General features: G+C 70.2%; 14 protein-coding genes and 3 pseudogenes. 7 read left to right on the top strand and 10 right to left on the bottom strand.

The window, feature by feature from the left end; translation table 11 throughout:
• The first annotated feature begins 116 nt into the window (after nucleotides 1-116).
• Together C1737_RS10285 and C1737_RS10290 are read left to right on the top strand one after the other, a co-directional pair.
• Entirely contained in the window at nucleotides 117-479 is a 363-nt protein-coding gene (locus C1737_RS10285; RefSeq protein ID WP_067923408.1) for a helix-turn-helix transcriptional regulator, read from the top strand.
• 3 nt (nucleotides 480-482) lie between these two features.
• Nucleotides 483-968, top strand: coding sequence for an SRPBCC domain-containing protein (locus tag C1737_RS10290; RefSeq protein WP_102418052.1), 486 nt, complete (start codon nucleotides 483-485; stop codon nucleotides 966-968).
• Between the two features lie 12 nt (nucleotides 969-980).
• On the opposite strand, the pseudogene C1737_RS10295 reads toward C1737_RS10290, so the two are convergent.
• A pseudogene (locus C1737_RS10295) lies at nucleotides 981-1930 on the bottom strand (bifunctional riboflavin kinase/FAD synthetase).
• A 162-nt stretch (nucleotides 1931-2092) separates the two neighbouring features.
• Between C1737_RS10295 and mntR the strand changes: the two are divergent.
• Nucleotides 2093-2797 (top strand): manganese-binding transcriptional regulator MntR, encoded by a 705-nt coding sequence (mntR, locus tag C1737_RS10300; RefSeq protein ID WP_102418055.1) that lies wholly within the window; start codon nucleotides 2093-2095, stop codon nucleotides 2795-2797.
• Nucleotides 2798-2814: 17 nt separating this feature from the next.
• Here the strand turns inward: mntR and C1737_RS10305 are convergent, their stop codons facing one another.
• From C1737_RS10305 to C1737_RS10320, 4 genes and pseudogenes are all read right to left on the bottom strand, one after another.
• Nucleotides 2815-4005, bottom strand: coding sequence for a lipid-transfer protein (locus tag C1737_RS10305; RefSeq protein WP_102418058.1), 1191 nt, complete (start codon nucleotides 4003-4005; stop codon nucleotides 2815-2817).
• Between the two features lie 38 nt (nucleotides 4006-4043).
• Nucleotides 4044-4938 (bottom strand): annotated as a pseudogene (gene truB, locus C1737_RS10310) (tRNA pseudouridine(55) synthase TruB).
• The gene (locus C1737_RS10315) at nucleotides 4935-5615 is read right to left on the bottom strand and encodes a 4'-phosphopantetheinyl transferase (RefSeq protein ID WP_102418061.1); all 681 of its coding nucleotides are present in this window, start codon (nucleotides 5613-5615) and stop codon (nucleotides 4935-4937) included. The pseudogene truB and the gene C1737_RS10315 overlap by 4 nt, the downstream one beginning before the upstream one ends.
• Nucleotides 5612-6589 carry a metallophosphoesterase gene (locus C1737_RS10320; RefSeq protein WP_068098683.1) on the bottom strand — a complete coding sequence of 326 codons (978 nt, stop codon included), beginning with the start codon at nucleotides 6587-6589 and terminating at the stop codon, nucleotides 5612-5614. Before C1737_RS10320 ends, C1737_RS10315 begins: the two co-directional genes overlap by 4 nt.
• 147 nt (nucleotides 6590-6736) lie before the next feature.
• Between C1737_RS10320 and C1737_RS10325 the strand changes: the two genes are divergently transcribed.
• Nucleotides 6737-7321 (top strand): DUF3558 domain-containing protein, encoded by a 585-nt coding sequence (locus tag C1737_RS10325; protein ID WP_068098681.1) that lies wholly within the window; start codon nucleotides 6737-6739, stop codon nucleotides 7319-7321.
• 27 nt (nucleotides 7322-7348) lie between these two features.
• Complete coding sequence (locus C1737_RS10330) at nucleotides 7349-9091, top strand: CocE/NonD family hydrolase (protein WP_102418064.1); 1743 nt, start codon at nucleotides 7349-7351, stop codon at nucleotides 9089-9091.
• Here the strand turns inward: C1737_RS10330 and C1737_RS10335 are convergent.
• Both C1737_RS10335 and C1737_RS10340 read right to left on the bottom strand, forming a co-directional pair.
• Nucleotides 9050-9610 carry a DUF1802 family protein gene (locus C1737_RS10335; protein WP_102418066.1) on the bottom strand — a complete coding sequence of 187 codons (561 nt, stop codon included), beginning with the start codon at nucleotides 9608-9610 and terminating at the stop codon, nucleotides 9050-9052. The genes C1737_RS10330 and C1737_RS10335 overlap by 42 nt on opposite strands.
• 30 nt (nucleotides 9611-9640) lie before the next feature.
• Complete coding sequence (locus C1737_RS10340; RefSeq protein WP_102418068.1) at nucleotides 9641-9952, bottom strand: DUF2277 domain-containing protein; 312 nt, start codon at nucleotides 9950-9952, stop codon at nucleotides 9641-9643.
• Between the two features lie 43 nt (nucleotides 9953-9995).
• Here C1737_RS10340 and C1737_RS10345 point away from each other — a divergent pair, with 43 nt between their 5' ends.
• On the top strand, nucleotides 9996-10745 hold the full coding sequence (locus C1737_RS10345) for an enoyl-CoA hydratase (protein ID WP_102418070.1): 750 nt from the start codon (nucleotides 9996-9998) through the stop codon (nucleotides 10743-10745).
• A gap of 49 nt (nucleotides 10746-10794) precedes the next feature.
• On the top strand, nucleotides 10795-11376 hold the full coding sequence (locus C1737_RS10350) for a hypothetical protein (RefSeq protein WP_068095556.1): 582 nt from the start codon (nucleotides 10795-10797) through the stop codon (nucleotides 11374-11376).
• A gap of 6 nt (nucleotides 11377-11382) precedes the next feature.
• On the opposite strand, the gene C1737_RS10355 is transcribed toward C1737_RS10350, so the two are convergent.
• From C1737_RS10355 to infB, 3 genes and pseudogenes are all read right to left on the bottom strand, one after another.
• Nucleotides 11383-12393 carry a bifunctional oligoribonuclease/PAP phosphatase NrnA gene (locus tag C1737_RS10355; RefSeq protein ID WP_102419882.1) on the bottom strand — a complete coding sequence of 337 codons (1011 nt, stop codon included), beginning with the start codon at nucleotides 12391-12393 and terminating at the stop codon, nucleotides 11383-11385.
• Entirely contained in the window at nucleotides 12368-12841 is a 474-nt protein-coding gene (rbfA, locus tag C1737_RS10360) for a 30S ribosome-binding factor RbfA (RefSeq protein ID WP_067925335.1), read from the bottom strand. The genes C1737_RS10355 and rbfA overlap by 26 nt, the downstream gene beginning before the upstream one ends.
• Nucleotides 12841-15416 (bottom strand): annotated as a pseudogene (infB, locus tag C1737_RS10365) (translation initiation factor IF-2). The gene rbfA and the pseudogene infB overlap by 1 nt, the downstream one beginning before the upstream one ends.
• Nucleotides 15417-15465 lie beyond the last annotated feature (49 nt).

Here is a 15465-nt window from a genome sequence, read left to right on the forward strand (position 1 = left end):
TGCAGCACACGCCGTACTCGGTGGGCGAGTCTATCAGCGGCGGTGACGTCGGCCGAAATCACAGGCCGGTGGTCACCCCTTGACAACATACAACCATTTGGTTGTACGTTTTGGGCGTGGCCGTAGCTCAAGAGGACCGGGTGGATGCCCTGTTCCACGCGCTGGCCGACCGGACCCGGCGCGACATCATGCGCCGGACGCTGGCCGGGGAACATTCGGTGTCCGCGCTCGCACTGAAATACGACATGAGCTTTGCGGCGGTGCAGAAGCACGTCGCCGTGCTCGAGAAGGCCGGCCTGATAACCAAACGACGCAGCGGTCGCGAGCAGTTGGCCAGGGGGGACGTGACGGCCGTGCGGTCGGTCGCTTCCCTGCTGACCGAGCTGGAACTGCTCTGGCGCGGTCACATCGCGCGCGTCGACGAACTCATCGCATCCGACTCGACCGATTCCACCACCAACCCGACCAGGGAGGACTGAACCATGCCCGTCACCGACGTCCAGCACGATCTGGAGAACCTGACGCTGACCATCACCGCGGACTTCGCCGCTCCGGTGCAACGGATCTGGCAGGTCTACGCCGACCCGCGTCAGCTGGAGAAGGTGTGGGGACCGCCGTCGCACCCGGCGACCGTCGTCGACCACAGCCTCACGCCCGGCAGTCGCACGACCTACTTCATGACCGGACCGGACGGCGAGAAGTACGCCGGCTACTGGGAGATCACGGCCGTCGACGAACCGACGAGCTTCTCGTTCCTCGACGGCTTCGCCGACCCGGACTTCAATCCCAACCCCGACCTGCCGGTCTCGGTGAACGTGTACACCTTCGCCGAGCACGGCGGCGGCACTCGGGCGACCTACGTGAGCACCTACGAGTCCGCCGAGGCGCTTCAGCAGGTGCTGGACATGGGCGTGGTCGAGGGCGCCTCGTCGGCGATCAACCAGATCGACGACCTGCTGGCCTCCTGAAAGCGCGGCGGGTCAGTCCCGCGCCGAGAGCATCGCGCGGGCGCGGTCGGTGTCCTTGCCCATCGCGTCGATCAGGTCCTTCACCGAACCGAACTTGGTCTGACCGCGGATGCGGCCGACGAAGTCCAGCGCCACGTACTGGCCGTAGAGGTCGGCGGTGGTGTCCAGGACGAAAGCCTCGACGGTGCGGGTGCGTCCGGAGAACGTCGGGTTGGTGCCCACGGACACCGCGGCCTGGTAGCGCTCGCCCGGGACGACGGTGCCGGTCACCGGCCCGTGCCCGAGCAGGGTGAACCACGCGGCATACACGCCGTCGGCCGGGATCGCCGAATACATCGGGGGCGCCACGTTGGCGGTCGGGAATCCCAGCTCCATGCCCCGCCCCTCGCCCCGCGGCCCAGCGCCTCCATGGCCGTCACCACGTCGCCGGCGTCCACGCAGGACCGGATGTAGGTGGACGAAAACGTCACCGTCTCGTTGCTGTGATGCTCGGACAGCAGCGACATGGACTCGACGGCGAACCCGAAGCGCTCCCCGGCGCGCCGCAGCGTCTCGACGTTGCCGGCCGCCTTCTTGCCGAAGGTGAAGTTCTCCCCCACCACCACCTCCACCACGTGCAGGTGTTCCACCAGTAGCTCGTGGACGTAGCGCTCGGGCGTCAGCTTCATGAAGTCGCTGGTGAACGGCATCACCAGGAAGACGTCGATGCCCATCTCCTCGACCAGCTCGGCGCGCCGCGTCAGCGTCGTCAGCTGCGCCGGATGGCTGCCCGGGTAGACCACTTCCATCGGGTGCGGGTCGAAGGTCATCAGCACGGTCGGCACGTTGCGCGCGCGTCCGGCCTTGACCGCATGCGCGATCAGTTCGGCATGGCCCCGGTGCACGCCATCGAATACGCCGATGGTGAGCACGCATCTGCCCCAGTCCGTGGGAATCTCGTCTTGGCCGCGCCACCGCTGCACGAGGGCAAGCCTACGGCCACCCGCCGTCGGCCGGGAGATCCGCCACCACGAGGGTGTCGAGGAGCACACGATCAGGCCTGGGTTGCCTAAACTTTGTCGTTGTGAGGGGTCCTGGTGAGGGTCGTTGTGAGGGTCGTTGTGAGGATCGTCGTGAGGATCGTTGTGAGGGCTGACGAAGAGCGTGGCGGCATCACCGCGGTCGGCCAGGACTACCTTAAGGCCATCTGGAACGCCCAGGAGTGGTCCCCCAAGGACGCGCCACAAAAGGTCAGCACCAAGATGCTCGCCGAGAAGATCGGGGTGTCGGCCAGTACGGCCTCGGAGTCCATCCGCAAGCTCGCCGAGCAGGGCCTGGTCGACCACGAGAAATACGGGGCCGTGACCCTGACCGAGGCGGGCCGGCGGGCGGCGCTGGCGATGGTGCGCCGGCACCGGCTGCTGGAGACCTTCCTGGTGAACGAGCTCGGTTACGGCTGGGACGAGGTACACGACGAGGCCGAGGTGCTCGAACACGCGGTGTCGGATCGGCTGGTGGCCCGCATCGACGCCAAGCTGGGGTTCCCGCAGCGCGACCCCCACGGGGACCCGATCCCAGCCTCGGACGGGCAGGTGCCCACCCCGCCGGCGCGGCAGCTGTGGGCGTGCGGCGACGGGGACACCGGAACCGTGGCCCGCATCTCCGACGCCGACCCGGAGATGCTGCGCTATTTCGCCGATGTCGGCATCAACCTCGACTCGCGACTGCGGGTCCTGACCCGTCGGGAGTTCGCCGGCATGATCTCGGTGGCGATCGCATCCGGCGACGGAGTCGAGACGACGGTCGACCTGGGCAGCCCGGCCGCCCGGGCGATCTGGGTGGTGGGCTAGCCCAGGGGCCGGCGCCGCTAGCGCTCGGCGCGCTGGTAGGCGGTGACGACGGCCGCGCCACCCAGCCCGATGTTGTGTTGCAGTGCGGCGCTGACGTTGTCGACCTGCCGCTTGTCGGCGGTGCCCCGCAGCTGCCACGTCAGCTCGGCGCACTGCGCCAGGCCCGTCGCACCCAGCGGGTGGCCCTTGGAGATCAGCCCGCCGGACGGATTGACCACCCACCGCCCGCCGTAGGTGGTGTCGCCGTTGTCGATCAGCTTGGGCGCCTCGCCCGGGGCGCACAGGCCCAGCGCCTCGTAGAGCAGCAGCTCGTTGGCCGAGAAGCAGTCGTGCAGCTCGATCACCTGGAAGTCTTCGGGCCCCAACCCGGACTGCTGGTAAACCTGTTGCGCCGCTTGGACATTCATGTCGTAGCCGATCAGGTTCTTGGCGCTTCCGTCGAAGGTGGACTCGAAGTCGGTGGTCATGGCCTGACCGACGATCTCCACCGCCTGGGCGGCCAACCCGTGGCTGTCGACGAAGCCCTCCGAGGCCAGGATCGCCGCGCCGGAACCGTCGGACGTCGGCGAGCACTGCAGCTTGGTGAGCGGGTCGGAGATCATCCGTGCGGCCAGGATGTCCTCCAGCGTGTAGGAGTCCTGGAACTGCGCGAACGGGTTGTTGACGGAGTGCTTGTGGTTCTTGTAGCCGATCTTGGCGAAATGCTCCGCGGTGCTGCCGTATTGCCTCATGTGCTCGCGGCCGGCGGCGCCGAACATCCACGGCGCGACGGGCATCGCGAACTCGTCGATCGCGGCCATCGCCTTGACGTGCTTGCCCATCGGCGATTCGCGGTCCTGGGCGCCCCCACCCAGCGAGCCGGGCTGCATCTTCTCGAAGCCGAGCGCGAGGGCGCAGTCGACGATCCCGCCGCGGATGGCCTGGGCCGCCAGGAAGAGCGCGGTCGAACCGGTCGAGCAGTTGTTGTTGACGTTGACGATCGGAATGCCGGTCATACCCAGCTCGTAGAGCGCCCGCTGCCCGGACGTCGAATCGCCGGCGACATAACCGACGTAGCCCTGCTGCACCTCGCGGTAGTCGATGCCGGCGTCGGCCAGCGCGTTGGTTCCGGACTCGCGCGCCATGTCGGGGTAGTCCCAGCCCTCGCGGCGGCCCGGCTTCTCGAATTTCGTCATGCCGACGCCGACGACGTAAACCTTGTTGGACATCGTTGTCCCCTTTCCGACGGTACCGATTTCGGGTCAGCCTATTCCTCGAGCGTCGCCGGGCGGATCACGACCACCGACCTGGTGCGCGCGCCCTCGTCGCGCAGCAGCGCGATGACCCGCCCGTCGGCGTCGCAGGCGGCATAGACGCCCTGGATGCCGGCCGGGACAAGCGGCCGCCCGTTGGCGGTCGCGTCCGCCTCCTCGGCGGTCAGGTCGCGGCGCGCAAAGTTCAGCAGGCACGCCTCGTCCAGCGTCAGCGACAGGCCGGGCCGGTCGGCCAGGTCGTCGAGCGAGCGGGCCTGGTCCAGCGTGAAGCGACCGACGCGGGTGCGCCGCAACGCCGTCAGATTGGTATAAGGTGCAGGCGCGGGCCGCCCCGCGAACGTAGGTCCCCGACGAGCAGTCCACCTCCACGTCCACGTCGACGAACTCACCGGCGGGCCGGACGTCGAGCACCTCGAACCGGTCGATGCGCACCGGCCGGGCCGCGAGCTCGACGGCCTGGCCCTCGCGCACCAGCCGGTAGGCGCGGCGGCCGTCCACCTTGATGGCGCTGACCGCCGACGGCACCTGCTCGATGTCGCCGCACAGGCCCGCGACCGCGGCGTCGATCGCCTCCCGAGTCAGGTGCGCGGCCGAAACACTGTGCAGCACTTCGCCTTCGGCGTCCTCGGTGGACGTCGTCTGGCCGAGCCGGACGGTGGCGGCGTAGGACTTGGATGCCGCCGTCAACAGGCCCAGGATCTTGGTGGCGCGGTCGATGCCGATCACCAGCACGCCGGTGGCCATCGGGTCCAGCGTTCCCGCGTGTCCCACCCTGCGGGTGGAGAAGATGCGCCGGCAGCGCCCGACCACGTCGTGGCTGGTCATCCCGGCCGGCTTGTCGACGAGGACTAGTCCCGGACCGATCCCCGGGCCGCTGCTGGAGGTCATAGCACGATGGCGGTCAGCACCAGCCCCCGCTCCACCGACCACCGGCCCCTCAGCGCGGTCAGCGGCGGGCCGTCGAGCGCCCGCCCGTCGATCAGGATCTTGGACACGAAGACCCCGGAGGTGCACCCGTCGGGCGGGTCGAGGTCGAGCACGATGTGGGCGTCCTCGAAACCCAGCCAGCGCTTGGTCAGCGGGAACCACGCCTTGTACGTTGCTTCCTTGGCGCAGAACAGGATTCGATCCCAATGCAGGCCCTCGGGCAGCGTGGCCATCTCGTGCCGCTCCTCCGGCAGGCTGATCGCGTTCAGTACACCGTCGGGCAACACGTCGTGGGGTTCGGCGTCGATGCCCACCGAGCGCACCGCTTCGGCGCGACCCACGACCGCACCGCGATAGCCCGTGCAATGGGTGAGACTGCCCACCACGCCGTCGGGCCAGCAGGGTTCGCCCTTGTCGCCCTTGAGGATCGGCACCGGCGGCAGGCCGAGCTCGCCCAGCGCGACCCGCGCGCAGTGCCGCACGGTGACGAACTCGTTGCGGCGCTTGGCCACCGACCTCGCGATCAGCGGCTCCTCTTCGGGCAGCGGCACGAGGCCGGGCGGATCGGTGTACACCTCCGCGTAGGCCAGGCCGTCCGATGCCGGCAGCACCGAGGAAACCAGCATGTCCTCGGTCATCGTGATTGCCGCTGCCGCAACCGTTCCCGGAACTGCGCGGCCTGCTGCCGCATCTCGGGTGTGATCTCGAAGTGACCGCCGAAGTCGTTGAGGTATCCGGGCGCGTACTCCGGATCCGGCAGCACCTGGCGCAGCCAGTGGTGCGGCTTGCGGCGCCGCCACTCCCGCGGGTAGCCCACCGACACCTCCTCGAAGCGCACGTCGTCGTACCAGGTGGTGCGGGGAATGTGCAGGTGACCGTAGACCGAGCAGACCGCGTTGTAGCGGGTATGCCAGTCGGCGGTCTTGGTGGTTCCGCACCACAGCGCGAATTCCGGGTAGAACAACGCGTCGCAGGGGTCACGGACCAGCGGGAAATGGTTCACCAGGACGGTCGGTGTCATCCAGTCGAGTTTCTCGAGACGGGCGCGGGTGGTGGCCAGGCGCTCCCGGCACCAGGCCTCCCGGGTGGGGTAGGGCTCGGGCGACAGCAGGAATTCGTCGGTGGCGACCACGTTGCGCTCCCGCGCGATGGTCAGGCCCTCGGCTTTGCTGGCCGCGCCCTCGGGCAAGAAGCTGTAGTCGTACAGCAGGAACATCGGCACGATGGTCGCCGGTCCCCCGCGCTCGGTCCACACCGGAAAGGGATGCTCGGGCGTGACGATGCCCATCTCGTCGCACATGTTGACCAGGTAGTCGTAGCGGGCCTTGCCGAAGATCTGCACCGGATCGCGCGTCGTGGTCCACAACTCGTGGTTGCCCGGGACCCAGATCACCTTGGCGAAGCGGCGGCGCAGCAGGTCGAGTGCCCAACGGATCTCGTCGGTGCGTTCGGCGACGTCACCGGCCACGATCAGCCAGTCGTCCGGCGAGGACGGGTGCAGCGACTCGGTGACCGGCTTGTTGCCGAGGTGGCCGGTGTGCAGATCGGAGACGGCCCACAGCGTCGGTTGCCCGCTGTTCGTCGATTGGTTGTCCGAGTTTTGACCAGCCACGATTAACCAGACTAATGACCCGCGGCCGCGGGCCGGCCGGGACCGGCCCTTGCCCGTGGCATTAGAACGTGTTCTTGTTTGTCTGTGGCCGTGGCGGGGCGACTTGTACACTCCCGGGCAAGGGCCGCCGGGCCGTCAGGGGGTGTCGTGTTCGCCAAGGTGCGTCTGATCGGGGCGGTCGGTGCCCTCGTCGCCGCGGCCGTAGCCGGCTCGGTCGGCTGGCAGGGCGCCGCGCCGGGGCCGGCGGGGGCCGGGCGCGTGGAACTGCGCTCGACCGCGGCGCCGATGGAAACCACCATGAAGAGCCCGATCGTGGCGACCACCGACCCGCGGCCGTTCGACGCGTGCGAGGACATCCCGTTCGACGCGGTGCAGCGGCTCGGGTTGGCCTTCACCCCGCCCGAGCACGAAGACGGCCTGCGCTGCCACTTCGACGCGGGTAACTACCAGCTGGCCGTCGAGCCCATCATCTGGCGCACCTACGAGGAGACGCTGCCGCCCGACGCCGTGGAGACCACCATCGCGGGCCACCGCGCCGCGCAGTACTGGGTGCTCAAGCCGACGTATCACAACAGCTACTGGTATTACTCCTGCATGGTCGTGTTCAAGACCAGCTACGGGGTGCTGCAGCAGGCGCTCTACTACTCGACGGTCTACTCCAATCCCGAGGTGGACTGCATGTCCACCGACCTGCAGCGCGCCAACGACCTCGCGCCGTACTACAAGTTCTGAAGGCGGGCCGGGCCTTAACCTGGCACCGTGAGTATCACCTCGACGCGAGCCGCCCAGCCCACGCTGCACACCGTGCGACACCTCGGCGCCAAGGCGGCCGGGCGGCTGCTGCGCCTGCCGCCGGCGACCGCCGAGTACACCGTGCGGCGAGTCCGGGTGCCCATGCGCGACGGCGTCGACCTGGTGGCCGATCACTACGCGCCGAACACCGCGCCGGCCGCGGGCACTCTGCTGGTCCGCGGGCCGTACGGGCGCGCGTTTCCGTTCTCCCTGCTGTTCGGCGCGCTGTACGCGGCGCGGGGCTACCACGTCCTGCTGCAGAGCGTCCGGGGCACGTTCGGCTCGGGCGGGGATTTCGAGCCGATGGCCAACGAGGTCGCCGACGGCGCCGACACGGTGGCCTGGCTGCGCGAGCAGCCCTGGTTCACCGGCCGGTTCGCCACCATCGGGATGTCGTACCTGGGGTTCACCCAGTGGGCGCTGCTGCAGGATCCGCCCCCGGAGCTGGCCGCTGCGGTCATCACGGTGGGGCCGCACGATTTCAACGCGTCCGTGTGGGGCACCGGCTCGTTCGCCATCAACGACTTTCTGGGGTGGAGCGACATGGTCGCCCATCAGGAGGACCCGGTGCGCGCCCGGTCGGCGCTGCGCCAGCTGCAGAACCGGAACCGGGTGACGCGGGCGGCGCTCGGGCTGCCGGTGGGTGACACGGCCCGGGCACTGCTCGGCGCCGGCGCACCGTGGTTCGAGTCGTGGGTCGAGCACACCGACCCGAGCGATCCGTTCTGGGATGCGCTGCGCTGCGGCGACGCGCTGGACCGCGTCGACGTGCCCGTCCTGCTGATCGGCGGTTGGCAGGACATCTTCGTCAGGCAGACGTTGCAGCAGTACGCGCACCTGCGGGCCCGGGGCGTCGACGTCGCGCTCACCATGGGCCCGTGGACGCACACCCAGATACTCACGACTGGGCTGAGCACCTGCCTGCGGGAGTCACTGGATTGGCTGGACACCCACCTCGGTGGCGCCCCCGGCCCGCACCGGCCCAGCCGGGTCCGCGCCTACGTCACGGGGCAGGGCTGGCGCAACGCGGCCGACTGGCCGCCGGCCACCACCGAGCGCGCGCTGTATCTGCGCCCCGGCGGTCACCTGGGTGAGACCGCGCCGACGGACCTGACCCGGTTGGCGCCGGCGACCTTCCGCTACGACCCGGCCCACCCGACGCCCACCACCGGCGGCCCCCTGCTGTCGCCGAACGGCGGCTACCGCGACGACAGCCGGCTCGCGGCGCGCGACGACGTGCTGGCCTTCACCAGCCTGACCCTCACGCAGGACCTCTGCATCTACGGCAGCCCGGTCGTCGAGCTGGCGCACGGCGCGGACACCCCGCATGTCGACCTGTTCGTGCGGGTGAGCGAGGTCGACGCCAGGGGTCGGTCGACCAACGTCAGCGACGGCTACCGGCGGCTGGACACCCCTGCCAAGAACCCGGCCAAGAACCCGGCCAAGAACTCGAAGAAGACGGTCCGCGTCGAGCTTGACGGCATCGCCCACCGCTTCCGCGCCGGCTCACGCATCCGCGTGCTGATCGCCGGCAGCTGGTTTCCGCGCTACGCCCGCAACCTGGGCACCGATGAGCCGATCCTGACGGGACGGCAGTCCAGGCCGGCCACCCACACGGTGCGGTACGGACGCTCCCGGTTGCTGCTGCCCGTCGGGCCGCCGGACCTGTCAGCCAACGGCGCCGCGGACGCGCGCGGCGACCTCGGCTAGCGCGGCTTCGTCCAGCACCGGCGGTGCCACCGGCGCGCGCACCGGCAGCTCCACCCAGCTCTTGCAGCCGCCGTACTCGGGCGTCCGGGTGATCTCCACCGGCTTCCTCAGCGGGTGCACGGCTACCACCAGCACGGCCAGCTTGCGCTTGGGCCGGAAGTCGAGCCGGTCGGCCCGCACCGACTCGGCGGTCCAGATATGCAGGTCCTCGATCGCCGCCAGGCCCTCCGGCCGGTTGACCTCCACGGCCGCAACGACTTTCGCGGCCGCCCGGATCACCAGACGGTCCTCGGTGCTGTCGGCGGCCGCCCCGTCGAGCAGATCGCGATGCTCGGGCCGGACGCGCTCGCGGTGGCTGTGCGCGACGGTCGGGAACAGCAGGAACTCGCGGGCGGCCAGGTCGAACCGTTTCTCCCCGATGCCGCCCTTGCGCAGCAGCACCCGCTGGCGGCCGTCGAGCAGGGCGTGCACGGCGGCGCTCCACTCCTTGAGCGCGGGCATGGTCGCGGTGATGGTCATGTCGCGGTGTTGGTCATGTCGCGGTGATGGTCATGTCGCGCTGGCCGCCATCACGCCCCGGCCAGTCGGGCGATCACGCCCCCCGCGAGCGGGTGGTACCCCCACGGGCCGGCGCAGCGGCGGGACGGTCTTGGGCGGCTGTCGCCGCGCGGGCAGCGCCGCGAGCAACCGCGTCGTCGTCTCGGTGACCTCGGCGACGGCCGCCTCGAAGGCTTCGGCGTTGGCCCCGGTGGGTCGGGTGATCCCGCTGACCTTGCGCACGTACTGGCGCGCCGCCGCCGCGATCTCCTCGGGCGTGGCCGCCGGTTCAAGGCCGCGCAGCTCGGTGATGTTCCTGCACATGCCTCAACGATAGGCGGGGCACCCGACCCTTTACGGTGATCTCATGACCGACGACATCCTGCTGATCGACACCGACGAGCGGGTGCGCACCCTGACCCTCAACCGGCCGCAATCCCGCAACGCGCTGTCCTCGGCGCTGCGGGACCGGTTCTTCGGGGCCCTGGCCGACGCGGAAACCGACGACGCCGTCGACGTCGTCATCGTCACCGGCACCGACCCGGTGTTCTGCGCGGGACTCGATCTCAAGGAGTTGGGCGGTTCCTCGGCGCTTCCGGACATCTCCCCGCGCTGGCCGGCGCTGAGCAAGCCGGTCATCGGCGCGATCAACGGGGCCGCCGTGACCGGCGGGCTGGAGCTGGCCCTGTACTGCGACATCCTGATCGCCTCGGAGAACGCCCGGTTCGCCGACACCCACGCCCGGGTGGGCCTGCTGCCCACCTGGGGGCTGAGCGTGCGGCTGCCGCAGAAGGTGGGCGTCGGGCTGGCCCGGCGGATGAGCATGACCGGGGACTATCTGTCGGCCACGGACGCGCTGCGCGCCGGGTTGGTGACCGAGGTGGTGCCGCACGACCAGCTGTTGGCCACCGCCCGCGGGGTGGCGGCGTCGATCGTCGGCAACAACCAGGACGCGGTGCGCGCGCTGCTGGCGTCCTATCACCGGATCGACGATGCGCAGACCAGCGCGGGGCTGTGGCTCGAAGCGACGGCGGCCCGCCAGTTCCGCACCAGCGGCGACGACATCGCCGCCAACCGCGAGGCGGTGCTGCAGCGGGGGCGGGCCCAGGTCCGGTAGGCGCGGCGGTCCGGCCCCGCCGGTCGCGGGCAACCAATACGATCAGCTGATGCGTGCTGTCGTCGATGTCATCGTGAGGGTGTTCGCGGGCGCCGTGACGCTCGCGGTGGCCGCGATCGCGGGACTCGCACCGCGTGCGGCCGCCCTGCCGCCGCCGGGATTTCCCAACCTGGACGGCTTCGCGCCCGTCCCGGCGGACGGCTTTGTGACCAGCACCGGTCCGGGAACTGCGCCCCGGATCAGTTTCTCCACCCCCTACACCCTGGTGTGCGACTTCTACGGCGGCCCGGCACCGGCGCCGCAGCCGTCACAGGACATCAAGTGCAAGGGCGACATGCCCGGCATCGACGACGTCCCCGTACTGGGCGGACGCCCGCACCCGGGTGATTGCCTGGTGGGTTCGGCCGAGTTCAAGGGGCCCGGCTACCAGTTGAGCCGCATGTCCTACGGCGGCTGCGACGGCAGCCCGGCCGCCCTGCCGCCGGCCGGCAAGTTGTTGAGCGCGGGCCAGAAGTTGACCTACCTGAACGTCACGTGCGCCGTCGGCGCCGACAACCTGGTCGCCTGCCTGGACACCACCAGCGGGGACCACGGGTTCGTGCTGCAACGCTCCGGCAGCTGGGCTTTCTAGCCTGTTCTAACCCAGCGCCGTGCGCAGCGCCGCCACGACGTCGTCGATCGGGCCGCTCGCCGAATAGCCGGCCGCCAGCCGGTGGCCGCCCCCGCCGAATGCGGACGCGACGGCCGCCAGATCCACCGCGGCCTTGGCCCGCATCGACACCGACCACCGCTGCGGGTCGACTTCCTTGAACACCGCGGCCACCTCGGCCTGCTGCGTGGTGCGCACGACGTCGACGATGCTCTCGACTTCCTCCGGGCGCGATGTCACCCAATCCTGGTGCCCGACAACGGCATACACCAGCCCACGGCCGCCCACCGCGTCGGGCAGCAACTGCGCCGAGCCCAGCACGCGGGACAGCAGCGGCAGCCAGGTGAAGGGGTGGGTGTCCATCAGCGTGCGGCTGATCGCGGCGTTGTCGACGCCCGTCTCGACCAGCCGGGCCGCCAGCCGCAGGGCGCGGGCCGTGGCCCAGCGGAAGGACCCGGTGTCCGTCGTCAGCCCCGCGTAGATGCAGTGCGCGACGTCGGGGTCGATCGGCTTGTCCCACGCGTCGAGGATGTCGGCGATCATCATGGTGGTCGAATCCGCCGACACGTCAACGAAGTTGGCGGTCCCGAACATCTCGTTGGAGGCGTGGTGGTCGATCACCAGCAACTCCCGCCCCGCACCGGCCAGGTCGCTCAGCGCGCCCAGTCGCTTGAGGCTCGGAACATCAACGGTGACAACCAGATCGACGTCGCGCCGCATGGCGTTCGCATCGACCAGCAGCCGGCAACCGGGCAGCGACGACAGCGACTCCGGCAGCGTCGCCGGCTCGGCGAAACCCACCTCGACGGTCTTGCCACACCTGTCCAGCACCAGCGCCAGCGCCAGGCCCGCGCCGATCGTGTCGGCGTCGGGGTGGACATGGGCGACCACCGCGATAGTCGCTGCGGCGGAGAGCAATTCGACCGCCCCGCGGACGTCGACCCGCGCTCCGGCTCCCGCGCCGCGGGACAGCTCAGTCTTGGCGTCGGTCGTCGTCACCGGCATCCCCGTCGCTGGGCCCGCTGGCACGGTAGGGATCGGCCTCGCCGGCCGGCTTGGCCCCCGAGCGAACCCGCGCCAGGTCGGCGTCCGCCGCCCGGGCGCGGGCCAGCAACTCGTCCATCCGCTGGACGGTGTCCGACGTGGTGTCGCGGGTGAAGGTCAACGTGGGCGTGAAGCGTACACCGGTGCCCGCCCCGACCATCGTGCGCAGCGCGCCCTTGGCCCGCTCCAGCGCCGAGGCAGCGGCGGCGTAGTCCGGCTCGTCGTCGAGTGTTCGGCCCATCACGGTGTAGAACACCGTCGCATCGTGCAGGTCGGCGGTGACCTTCGTGTCGACGATGGTCACCCCGTCCAGCCCCGGATCCTTGATCTCGAACTCGATCGCCGAGGCGACGATCGTGTTGATGCGTTTGGCCAGTCGGCGCGCCCGAGCCGGATCGGCCATCAGGCGCGCTCCTTCTCGACGAGCTCGTAGGACTCGATGATGTCGCCTTCCTTGATGTCGGAGTAGCCCAGCGTCATACCGCATTCGAAGCCCTCGCGGACCTCGGTCACGTCGTCCTTCTCCCGTCGCAGCGAAGTGATCGACAGGTTGTCGACGACCACGATGTTGTCCCGCAACAGCCGGGCCTTGGCGTTGCGGCGCACCACGCCCGAGCTGATCATGCACCCGGCGATGATGCCGACCTTGGAGGACCGGAAGATGGCGCGGATCTCGGCCCGCCCCAGCTGGTTCTCCTCGTAGATCGGCTTGAGCATGCCGCGCAGGGCCTTCTCGATGTCGTCGATCGCCTGGTAGATCACCGAGTAGTAGCGGATCTCGACGCCCTCGCGGTTGGCCAGCTCCGTCGCCTTCCCTTCGGCGCGCACGTTGAAGCCGATGATGATCGCATCGGAGGCCGACGCCAGGTTGACGTTGGTTTCGGTGATGCCACCGACACCGCGGTCGATGACGCGCAACATCACCTCGTCGTCGACCTGGATGCCCATCAGGGCCTCCTCGAGCGCCTCGACGGTACCGGCGTTGTCGCCCTTGAGGATCAGGTTCAGCTGGCTGGTTTCCTTCAGCGCCGAGTCCAGGTCCTCCAGGCTGATCCGCTTGCGCGACCGTGCCGCCAGCGCATTGCGCTTACGCGCGCTGCGCCGGTCGGCGATCTGGCGAGCGATGCGGTCCTCGTCGACGACCAGGAAGTTGTCGCCGGCGCCCGGCACGGACGTGAACCCGATGACCTGCACCGGCCGCGACGGCAGCGCCTCCTCGACGTCGTCACCGTGCTCGTCGACCATGCGGCGGACACGGCCGTACGCGTCGCCGGCCACCACGGAGTCGCCGACGCGCAGCGTGCCGCGCTGCACCAGCACCGTGGCGACCGGGCCGCGACCGCGGTCCAGGTGCGCCTCGATCGCCACACCCTGGGCCTCCATGTCGGGGTTGGCCCGCAGGTCCAGGGCGGCGTCGGCGGTCAGCAGCACCGCCTCCTCGAGCGCCTCGATGTTGGTGCCTTCCTTCGCCGAGATGTCGACGAACATCGTGTCGCCGCCGAAATCCTCCGCGACCAAACCGTATTCGGTGAGCTGGGCCCGGATCTTGGCCGGGTCGGCGCCCTCCTTGTCGATCTTGTTGACCGCCACCACGATCGGCACGTCGGCCGCCTGCGCGTGGTTGATCGCCTCCACCGTCTGCGGCATCACGCCGTCGTCGGCGGCGACCACCAGGATCGCGATGTCGGTGGCCTTCGCGCCGCGGGCACGCATGGCGGTGAACGCCTCGTGACCCGGGGTGTCGATGAACGTGATCAGCCGCTCGCTGCCCTCGAAGTCGACGCCCACCTGGTAGGCACCGATGTGCTGGGTGATGCCACCAGCCTCGGCCTCGCGCACGCTGGCGTTCCGGATGGTGTCCAGCAGTCGCGTCTTACCGTGGTCGACGTGACCCATCACGGTCACCACCGGCGGACGGGTCTGCAGGTCCTCCTCGCCGCCCTCGTCCTCGCCGTAGGTCAGGTCGAAGGATTCCAGCAGCTCGCGGTCCTCGTCCTCCGGGCTGACGACCTGGACGACGTAATTCATCTCGCTGCCCAGCAGCTCAAGCGTCTCGTCACCGACGGACTGGGTGGCGGTCACCATCTCCCCGAGGTTGAACAGCGCCTGCACCAACGAGGCCGGGTTGGCGTTGATCTTGTCCGCGAAGTCGGAAAGTGACGCGCCGCGGGCCAGCCGGATGGTCTCGCCGTTGCCGTGCGGCAACCGCACGCCGCCGACGACCGGCGCCTGCATGTTCTCGTACTCGGCGCGTTTCGCCCGCTTCGACTTGCGACCACGCCGGGGCGCACCGCCGGGACGGCCGAACGCGCCGGCGGCGCCGCCGCGCTGACCGGGCCGGCCACCGCCGCCGCCACCACCGCCACCGGGACGGCCCCGAAAACCTCCCGGAGCGCCGCCACCGCCGGGCGCGGCGCCGACGCCGCCACCGCCGCGGTAGTTGCCGCCGCCGCCGTCACGGCCGCCGGGGCCGCCGGGACGGCCACCGCCGGGGCGCGGGGCGCCGGGCCGGGCCGGGCGGCCCTGACCCCGGGGTGCGGACCGGGCTGGGCGGAGGGCTGACCGGTCGGCTGCCCTGGAGCGGGCGGCTTCGGCTGTGCCGGTGACGGGCGGCCGGGCACCGGGCCGGGGCGCGCCGGCGCCTCCGCGGGCGCCGGGGCCGCCTGGGCGGCGACGGTCGTTGTCCCGCCCGCGGGTGCGCCGGCCGATTCACCGTTACCGATGGCCTTGTCGAGGGCCTGGTCGAGCGATTTGTCCGGCCCCTTGACGGGAGCCTTCGCGGCCGGCTTGGGCGCGGTCTTGTGGGGAGCCGACTTGCCGCCCCCGAACGATTCGCGCAGTCGACGAGCGACCGGCGCCTCCACCGTCGATGATGCGGATTTTACGAATTCGCCCTGCTCATTCAGCCGGGCGAGAACTTCCTTGCTGGTGACACCGAGTTCCTTGGCTAACTCGTGTACGCGGGCCTTACCTGCCACTACATCTCCTGTCTGAGAGGCGACAGTCGTGGGGCCGCGCCTCGGGAAT

Origin of the sequence: Mycobacterium sp. 4858 (assembly GCF_900240975.1) — a bacterium.
Taxonomy (GTDB): Bacteria; Actinomycetota; Actinomycetes; order Mycobacteriales; family Mycobacteriaceae; genus Mycobacterium.